A 10,101-nucleotide genomic window follows, 5' to 3' on the forward strand; every position below is an offset into this window, starting at 1 on the left:
TGGCCGCAAATTATTTCTTAAAACATGTCTTTATATCTTTCAGTTTTTTCATTTTTCTTCAATTTCTGATTTTTCTTTATTAATCATTATCTTAATTTTATAGAGTCTTAAAATAAAAATTAGATAATTAAAAAACAAATTAATATTTTTTTAATTGGATGCAACTAATTTATTGACAAAGAAAAAAGAACATGATGTAATATAGCTAAAGATAATTATTATCAATACCAAAAGGGGGATTTTATGAAAAAAGTAAGAAAGTTGCTGAGTTTACTTTTGGCTTTTGTAGTATTATTTTCTTGTCTTCCAGGACAGATAATATATGCAGAAGAAGATTCTACAAAAGTAGGCTCTAAAAGAGAAAGTATCAGTACAAAAGAGTGGAATGAGGAGGATTTCTTTTTTCAAGGAGTATCCTTTTCAAGACTCTCTGAAAGAGGAAAGGATAAACTAAAGGCAAACAATGGAGTCTTATATTTTCCAAGCTTAAAGACTAACCATGGCAATCCTATTTATATGATTAGCCAATCTGGATTTGAAAATTTGGGAATAAAGTCTATAATTTTTTCCGATCAAATAACAGAAATAGGCAGTCAAGCTTTTTATGGAAATAATATAGAAGAGCTAAATTTGCCTAATACTATTAAAAAAATAGGATATAGTGCATTTAGGAAAAATCAAATTAAGCACTTGACCTTGCCGAATTCTTTGACGGAGATTTCTGCTTTTTCTTTTGCAGAAAATAATATTTCTGATGTAGAAGTGCCAGATTCAGTAACAAAAATTTTTAAAGATGCCTTTGATAAAAGCACAAATTTACATATTTCGAAAATAGACAAAATAGAATTTTCAAATTGTAAAAAAGAAGATTTCACCATAACAGCTAAGGCATCTAATGAATATACAGAAGAAGATTTTACTGTAAGAGAAAGAGCCAGGGAAGAAGAAGGTCTTGTAATAACTGGGCTTAGTAGCAAAGGCCAAGAAAAGAGAAAGACTAACCATATTCTAAATATTCCATCAGTTATAGATGGTAAAAAGGTAAAAAGCATATATAAGTTAGCATTTATTAATAGGTCAATAGATGATGCTTCACTTGCCTTTGAAGAAGTCATTTTGCCATCACATTTAGAAAAAATAGAAGATAGCGCCTTTTCAGGAAATTCAATATCTAAAATTGATTTTCCAGATAGTCTTAAAGTAATTGAACAAAATGCTTTCTGTTACAACAAGCTGGAAAGCCTTAGGATTCCAAACTCAGTAGAGAAAATAGGCTTAAATTCTTTTGCTTATAATAGACTTAAAAATGTTGAAATAGATAACACAAAGGGTAAAGTTAGCATACACAGCATGGCTTTTGATAACCAAGAGGGCGGTGGACTAGTTAAATTTATCTATTTGAGAGATGTAAAGAAAAATGTAGATAAATACAAAATAAATTTCAATTTAGACAAAGGAGTCACACTATCTACAAACCCAGCTAATGAAGCAAAAGCAGGAGAAAAAGTAAGTCTGTCCTATAAGATTACTGACGATACAAAAGAAATATTGAAAGTAAGTGTAAAAAAAGGACAATATTCAAACTTGCAGGTCAAAGATAATAGCTTTATTATGCCCTCGGCAGATGTGACTATTGAGATAAAATTAAAGGACAAATATTCACTTGATAAATGGTGTGCAGAGGATTTCACCTACTACACTTATGATCCAGAGCCAGACAATGAGGATGCTCAAGCATACTATTGTTTGACAGGTCTATCTGAAAAAGGAATAAAAAAACTTGAAAGCAATAAAAACCTTGTTTTACCTGAGAAAGATCCAAATGGATATAAGCCGGTATGGGTAGAAGACGATGCCTTCAAGGACAAAAAGATTGAAAGTGTAGATATACCTGGAAATTACACCCATATCCAAAGCAGGGCCTTTAAAAATTGTGGCATAAAAAATCTTAAATTACACGATGGACTTCTTTATGTTCAAGATAGTGCCTTTGAAAATAATGAACTGACAAATTTAACATTGCCAGAAACATTCAAATATCCATCTAAAGCAGCCTTTAAGGGAAATAAACTGACAAGTCTTGTACTTCCTAATTCTTGTACATCCATAGGACCAAGCTCTTTTATGGACAATCAGATAGCAAGCCTTACCCTAGGAAACAAAACGGATCGTATTTGGGCAGAGGCATTTAAAAACAACAAAATAAAGGAAGTAAATATACCTTTAAGCTTAAAGAAGGGCTGTATAGAAAGAGATGTTTTTGATGGAAACATTGGCAAGGAAAATCCACTTAAAAAAGGCGAAAATAAGGTAATCCTTTGGACACCTCAAAAGAATAATCCAAACAATATAAAAGCTGGAAATAACTATATAGTAGATCCTAAGCAAGCTGAGAAGCAAACAGTTGAGTTTGTAGCCAGTGATTTTTCTTATGAAAAAGATAAAGTTTCAGATTTTTCCAGAGAAGGTTTACAGAAATACAAGAAACTGGGAGAAGATGTTACTTTAAAATTGCCGGAAGTAGACACTAAGGGAAAGAAAGTCACAGGAGTAGCTGATTATGCTTTTAGTGACGTAGATCCTCAAATAAAGAAAATTGTAATACCAAAGGGCTATGAAACAATAGGAGAACAAGCATTTTCAAGCTCTGGTTTAACAGAAATCGAACTACCAGACTCTATGCTTTATATAGAGGGAAATGCGTTTTTAAATTATGAAAATATAACGGTAAAATGCTATGTTTCCTCTGATAAAATCAAAGAAACAATTGGAGATAGTGGTAATTTCTGGGAAGTTATTGTAAGGAATACAAGCTCTGAACCTTCAAAACCGGATAAGCACGAATCAGAATGGACAGCCGAAGACTTCAAATATAAAGAAATGCCCATTAAATATGAAGAAAACAATGTAGAGACCACAGTAAACTTAAATGCAGTTGCGGGATTTTCTGAAGCTGGATTAAAAAAATCCAAGACTCTAAAAAAACTTGTGCTTCCAAGTAAGGATACCAAGGGAAAAAAAGTTGAAGCTGTCACTGATGTGGCCTTCATGGGTAAATATGGCGAAAAGGGAATCACTGGTGATCTGTCAATACCTGAAGGCTACAAATATATCGGTCAAATGGCCTTTGCTTTTAATAATATAAGCGGAGAGATAAAGCTACCTGATAGTTTATTGGGTCTTGGTGAAGCTGTATTTTTTAGAAATGAAATTACAAGCTTGATTGTGCCTAAGGGAATAACTGAGATACCAGCAGTCCTTATGAGGGGCAATAAACTCAACAAGGTTGAATTTAAGGGCGATATAGAAGCTATATCAGATTTAGCTTTTGCTGAAAATAATCTTGAAGAAATTATAGTACCTGATAGCTTAAAAACAATAGGCAAGCAAGCCTTTGAAACAAATACAGGTTCTGATGCCTACAATGGAAAATTAGTTATAAGGACAAAATCTGGCAAAAATCCTAACAAATTAAAAGACAAAGAAAATTATATAGTAGATCCTAAAAATCCAGGACAAGGACCAACTATTGATTACACTAAATGGACTCAAGAAGACTTTACCTACAAGAAGGATAAGCTTGAAGGCTTTTCAGATCAAGGTCTATTAAAAATTAGAAAGAATAAAAATCTAGTCATACCTGCAAAAACACCTGATGGAAAAGACTTAAAAGTAATAGGCATGGATGCATTTAGAAATCTAAACCAAGGGTTTGATATAAAATCTGTCCAAATTCCAGATACTGTTGTCGAAATTGAGGACTATGCTTTGCAATTTAACGAAATAAGCAAGGTGAAACTTCCGAGAGATTTAAAGACATTAGGAATGGGCGTTTTCATGAGCAATTTTGACTTGAAAGTGGAATTTAACGATAAGCTAGAATACATTGATCAGGCCTGCTTCTATGAAACTGACCTAGGCTCCATAGAACTTCCAGCAAGCGTAAATACTATAATGGATGCAGCGTTTAGAAAAAGTAATTTGAATGAAGTTAAATTTAAAGAAGGATCTAAATTAAAGGAAATAAAATATCTTGGATTTGCAGATAATAATTTGAAAGATATTAAATTGCCTGAAGGACTTGAAGTAATTGGAAATCAAGCTTTTGGAAACAACAAATTTACAGAGCTTAATATGCCTTCTACGCTTAAAGTTTTAGGTTTCCAAGCATTTGCTAACAACCCAAGCGAAGCAAATCCAAAAGCTGTTGTCATAAATATTGACAACAATAACATTCATGATGACGAAGGAAAGACATTTATAGTAAATCCTAAAGTTTTAGCAACAGACACTGACAAGGCTGAGCTTAAAAATCAAATTGATTTGGCAGAAAAAGTAGACAAGAATAAGCTGACAAAAGAATTTAAGGCATATTTTGAAAATGCATTAAAGGAAGCAAAAAGTATAAATCAAGACTCTAAAGCATCAAAAGCAAGTGTAGTTGGTGCTACAAAAGAAATGAAATTTGCAAACAAGAGATCAGAAATAAACACTTTAATGTTTGAAAAGGAACTTTTAGATGCCAATTCACAAAAATTTGACAAAGAAAAATGGCAACAAGTTGAAATATCTTACAAAAGAGCAAAAGAAAAATTAATGGTTATAAATATTTCTGACCAAGCAGTTGAACAACTAATAAGCGATTTAGACTTAGCATTAAAGAGCCTAACAGGAGTTGAAAATCCTTTAGAGGGAGCCATAGAGCTTGAAGGAGAAGCTGACGTAAAAAGAACTCACTATATAGAACCTTACACTATAAAGGTAAAAGTTTGGGTAAAGGAAGGAAAAATAATTCATGTAATAGATAATAAAACTGTTCATGACGATCCAAATGAAGACGAAGAACACAATGGAGGATATTTTAAAAAAGCCCTACCAATTATGAGATCTTATATAGGCAAGAGCGTGGATGAAGTATTAGGAAATCAATTAGGTAAAAAATTAGGAATAGACTCTATTTCTGGAGCTACAGTAAGCTCACGCATAATCCACAAGGCAATTCAAAATGCCCTTTCTAAGTATGAAAAACATGAAGTCCCAGGAAAAGAAAATCCAGGAAAAGAAAATCCTGAAATAACTCCGACTCCTAAAGTTGAAGAAAGACATGACAGATATCAAGGACATTTTAGCATAGTATTGAGCTCACAAAATGAAAAACCAAAAGAAATAGAAAAGAAAGAAGAAACACAAAAAATACAAAAAGACTACGAAAATCATTGGGCAAAAAAAGCAATAGACCTATGTATAGAAAAAGGATACTTTAAAGACATAGCAGATGATTCAAACTTCAATCCAGAAAAACCAGTAACAAGAGCAGAATTTATAACAGTTCTTGCAAGATACGCAGGAATAAGTAATAAAGCAAATAAAGCTGGCTTTGTAGACGTAAGTTCAGACAAGTATTATTCTCCATTTATTTCGTGGGCAAAAGAAAATAAAATTATCCTAGGAAGAGGAAATGGGAAATTTGATCCAGATTCCACAATAAGCAGGGCTGAAATGGCAACAATTATCCACAGAATGGCAAAAATATTAAAATTAGATAAACCTACTAAAAAGGAAACTATAAAATTTAAAGACGCTAAGGCTATTCCAGAATGGGCAAGAGATGCAGTAACAGACCTTGTAAATTTAGGCATTATACATGGAACTAATGAAAACACATTCAATCCAAAGGGTAATTTCAAAAGAGCTGAATTAGCACAAATAATTTATAATTTCAGCGAAAAAAAATAATCACAAGAAAATAATCAAAAAAATAGACATTTTGGTTACACCATAAAGTTAAATCAAATACCAGAGAGAATTTATATTTTCTCTGGTATTTTTTATTTTTATAACATTTAAATTTACAACCTGTGATTATTAAAATTAAAAAATAAAATCACGCAAAATAAGACCTAAAATAATGTGAAAAGGATAAAAACCATAAGTAATAAGCTTAGGAATTTTACGACCCATAGAATGATCATCTAAAACAATAAAAGGCATAGAAAAAGCCGCAAGAGGAGTATGTAAAAAAATTAAAAGGCCCGGAATAAAATATAAATCTTTGCGAAAATAAACTTGGCCGAATAAAAAAATTAAAGCAACCCCAAAAGCACCATAATCACTTTTTAAAAAATGACTGACAAAAAGACAAGCAATAAAAGGAATAAAAGATAGAAGATTTCTCAAAAAAATATCTTTATCAGAAAAATAAGAAAGAACCCAATCATAGGACATAAGAGAAAACAAACCAAGAGATAAAGTCCAAAAAACATTATTATAAGACAAATCAAAAAAATTATTGAAAACAAGAAGGTCAAAGGGCACTTCACTAATAAATCCCACAAGAAAAAGCCTAAATAAATACTTTTTTCTGTTTTTAGTTTTGTAAAAACCCTGAGCAATTAAATAAGCAAAAATAGGAAAAGAAATCCTTCCAATGCCCCTACCTAAAAAATAAATTTTATCAGACAAAAAAGAAGATAGAGCAAGAGTCATATGATCAATTACCATAGTAACAATAGCCAGTATTTTTAAAAAGAAAGCATTAGTTTTAAATTTCATTTTCCACCTCTTTTCAATTATATAAAAAATAATTTAATTTTAAAAATGAATTTATTTTAAGGGTATATAAAAAGTTATTAATTAAATGAAAAATATTAACGAGAATGAAAAATAGACTATTGAATAAAAAATATTTTAGTGTTATAATTCTCCTTAAAGAAAGATTAAATCAGACAATATTTTAATAGGAGGGAATTATGAATATAAGAGAAAAAATGTCACCTGCCTTTAGAGGAATAAAAGGTGGACTATTTGAAAAAGTAACAAAAGCTGATGTTGGAACTGCTTTAGACGAATTAGCTGCAAAGGGAGCGGCACTTATGTGTTGGGCAGATCCATTTGCACCAGACCCATGTATACCTGAACACGTTAAGGAAGCAACCATTGCTGAAATAAAAAAAGGAACAGGAGCTCACTATACAAAACCAATAGGAAATGATGAATTAAAAGAGCTTATTAGTCAAAAACTTAAAAAATTTAACAAATTAGATGTAGATCCAGCAAGGAATATTTTAATTACACCGGGTTCCGATTCAGGTTTATTTTTTGCCATGATGCCTTTTGTTGAACCAGGAGACGAAGTTATAGTTTTAGATCCAAGTTATCCAAACAATTTTTTAGATCCCGAATTATTAGGCGGAAAGACAGTTACAGTAGAATTAGATGAAAGTAAAAATTATCAAGTTTCAAAAGAAGCTCTTGAAGAAAAGATTTCAGATAAAACTAAACTAATTATTTTGACAAACCCTATAAATCCAACTACAACAGTTTTGAGAAGAAAAAGCTTGGAAATTATAGCTGAAGTTGCAATAAAGCATGATTTGATTGTTGTTTGTGACCAAGCTTTTGAAGATAGTGTCTATGATGGAATTGAATTTGTGACCATTGCAAGTTTACCAGGAATGTGGGAAAGAACAGTATCAGTTTTTTCAATTTCAAAGGGCATGGCTTTAAGTGGATATAGAGTAGGTTATATTGTTGCAGATGACAAAATAATGGATGTTTACTTCGGATGTGCAGTAAATGTTATAGGTGCTACAAACACTGCAGCTCAAGCGGGAGCCATAGCAGCTTTAAAAGACAATAGTTTTGTTGCTGAATACAATAAAATTTTTGAAAGTAGAAGAAAAAAAGTTTATGAAATAATGAACAGTATTCCGGGAGTTACAATGGCAATGCCTGAAAGTAGTTTTATGTCATGGGTTAATATTTCAAAACTTGGAAGCTCTGCAGAAGTAAATCAATATCTTATAGAAAATGCAAATGTTGTTGTAAATGAAGGTACTCCTTACGGAAAAATGGGAGAAGGACATTTAAGAATAATTCACGGAGCTTACAAAGATGAAAATAAATTATTAGAAGCTTTAGAGAGAATGAAAACAGCTTTGACTAAATTAGCTGAAGAAAAAGGAATTAAATAAAATAAGAGGTAATTATGAAAGAAAAAAATAAAATTACATTTCATTTTGGCTGGGCAATGTCTTTATTGCCAATGGCAATATTCCTTATAACTTGTATACTTTTTTTTATAGTTTTCAAAAGTTTTGACATGAATGCTTTGGCAGTTGGAGGTTTTTTAGGGCTTTTAGTTGGAGCTTTATTTACAAAAACTTACAGTCAATACTGGAATTCTGTAGTAGAAGGTATAGGGAAATCATCTTCAATTTCAATAATAGTTGTCCTTTTATTAATAGGTATGTTTACAAAACTTATGGCAGTAAGTGGAGTATCTCAAGGATTTTTATGGTTAGCTGATAAAGTTGGATTGTATGGTGGTTTATTTACAGCTTTTACTTTTCTTACAACATGTTTAATTACAGCAGCAACTGGTTCATCAATAGGAACTTTATTTACAGCATATCCAATTTTATATCCTGCAGGAATTGCTTTAGGATCAAACCCAGGAGTTTTAGCAGGGGCAATTCTATCAGGAGCAGTTTTTGGAGATAACCTTGCACCAATTTCTGATGTTACCATTGCATCAACGGGAACACAAACTTATAAATATAAAGAAGAAACAGCTGATATTGGAGGAACTGTAGCTTACAGATTAAAATATGCCTTAATATCAGGAGCTATAGCTCTTGTATTGTTTGCAATTTTTGGAGGAAGCAAAACAGAAATAAATAGTATAGGTCATGATATGATGGCTTCTATGAATGCAAAAGGTTTGTGGATGCTTATACCAGTTGTTGTTCTATTAATAATATCCATAAAAACAAGCGATATATTTAAAGCAATAACTGGAGGACTGATAAGCGGTATATTAATAGGACTTTTGACAGGAGCATTTACAGCAAATGAAATATTTTCAATTTCAGAAGGCCAACCAGTAGGATTTTTATATAATGGTTTTAACGGAATGGTTGGAATATGCCTTTTCTGTATTTCTCTCTTTGGAATTATGGGAGTTATGGAAGATAGCGGTGCCTTAGATAAAATAATAGGCTTTTTCTTAAATAGCAATATGGCAAAAACACCAAGAGGAACTGAAATATTAATAGCCCTAGGTTCTATGATAACAACCTTATTCTTAGGAGGAGTTACCAGTGCATCAGTGCTTACCTTTGGACCTGTTGCCGATGCTATTGGCAAAAAGCATGATTTGCATCCTTACAGAAGAGCAAATATATTATCATGCTTTGCAAATTCCTTTCCTGCAATAACTCCATTTATAAGTGCCTTTATATTTATTTCCATATCTGTAATTATGCCTTTACAAAGTGAATATTCTTTTATTCCATCAATTTCAGCAAGTCAAATATTTTTAGGATGTTTTTATCCAATGGTCATGTTTTTAGTATTAATGGCATCAATATTGACAGGCTGGGATAGAAAATTTGAAACAAAAGAAGAAATAAAATGATTGAATTTACAAAAAGAATTAAACTTAACGCAAAAGACAAGGAAATATTAGATTCCTATAAAACCGTATTAGAAGGCTTATCAGACTACTTGGGGAACGGATTTGAATTTGTTCTTCATAGTTTAGATGACTTGGATAATTCTGTAATAAAAATAATAAATGGATTTTATACAAACAGAGAAGTAGGATCTCCAATAACAAATTTAGCCTTATCAATGTTGACAAAATTTGAAACGGATAAAAGTTTAAATTATATTTCTTATTTCAATAAAGATAAAAGTGGAAGAAGGCTTAAATCAACAACAATAGCAATTAAAGGATCTGAAAATAAATTAATAGGTCTTTTGTGTATAAACTTTTATATGGACACATCTGTAATGGAATTTTTAAATCCATATTTTTATAATCAAGATGATGGGCCAGGACATACGGAGAGTTTTGTTTCAGAGATAGATGATGTAATAATAAGTGCAATAAATGATGCAAAATTGGAAGTAGAAAAAAATCCTCAAATAAGCAGTACAAATGTAAATAAGGAAATAATATTGAGATTAAATGAAAAAGGAATTTTCAATCTTAAAGATTCTGTAATAAAAGTCTCGAAAATTCTTCACATTTCAAAAAATACAGTTTACTTGCATTTAAGAAGTATAAAAAAATAAAAAAAGACTCTATTAAATTAA

The 10,101-nt window shown here is 31.1% G+C and carries 5 protein-coding genes; 4 read left to right on the forward strand and 1 reads right to left on the reverse strand.

All coding sequences use genetic code 11. The features are described from left to right. Positions 1-243 precede the first annotated feature (243 nt). Entirely contained in the window at positions 244-5,736 is a 5,493-nt protein-coding gene (locus HMPREF1253_RS06090) for a leucine-rich repeat protein (RefSeq protein WP_023055863.1), read from the forward strand. Positions 5,737-5,871: 135 nt separating this feature from the next. On the opposite strand, the gene HMPREF1253_RS06095 is transcribed toward HMPREF1253_RS06090, so the two are convergent. Further along, entirely contained in the window at positions 5,872-6,552 is a 681-nt protein-coding gene (locus tag HMPREF1253_RS06095; protein ID WP_023055854.1) for a TraX family protein, read from the reverse strand. A gap of 197 nt (positions 6,553-6,749) precedes the next feature. Here HMPREF1253_RS06095 and HMPREF1253_RS06100 point away from each other — a divergent pair, with 197 nt between their 5' ends. Genes HMPREF1253_RS06100 through HMPREF1253_RS06110 form a run of 3 tightly spaced genes read left to right on the forward strand, consistent with a single transcriptional unit; the run spans position 6,750 to position 10,080 of the window. After that, positions 6,750-7,973 carry a pyridoxal phosphate-dependent aminotransferase gene (locus HMPREF1253_RS06100; protein ID WP_023055857.1) on the forward strand — a complete coding sequence of 408 codons (1,224 nt, stop codon included), beginning with the start codon at positions 6,750-6,752 and terminating at the stop codon, positions 7,971-7,973. Positions 7,974-7,987: 14 nt separating this feature from the next. After that, a complete protein-coding gene (locus tag HMPREF1253_RS06105; protein WP_023055859.1) occupies positions 7,988-9,418 on the forward strand; it encodes a Na+/H+ antiporter NhaC family protein in 1,431 nt (476 codons plus the stop codon). Continuing rightward, positions 9,415-10,080 carry a transcriptional regulator gene (locus HMPREF1253_RS06110; protein WP_023055837.1) on the forward strand — a complete coding sequence of 222 codons (666 nt, stop codon included), beginning with the start codon at positions 9,415-9,417 and terminating at the stop codon, positions 10,078-10,080. Before HMPREF1253_RS06105 ends, HMPREF1253_RS06110 begins: the two co-directional genes overlap by 4 nt. Positions 10,081-10,101: the final 21 nt, after the last annotated feature.

Origin of the sequence: Peptoniphilus sp. BV3C26, from assembly GCF_000478985.1 — a bacterium.
Lineage (GTDB): Bacteria > Bacillota > Clostridia > Tissierellales > Peptoniphilaceae > Peptoniphilus_B > Peptoniphilus_B koenoeneniae.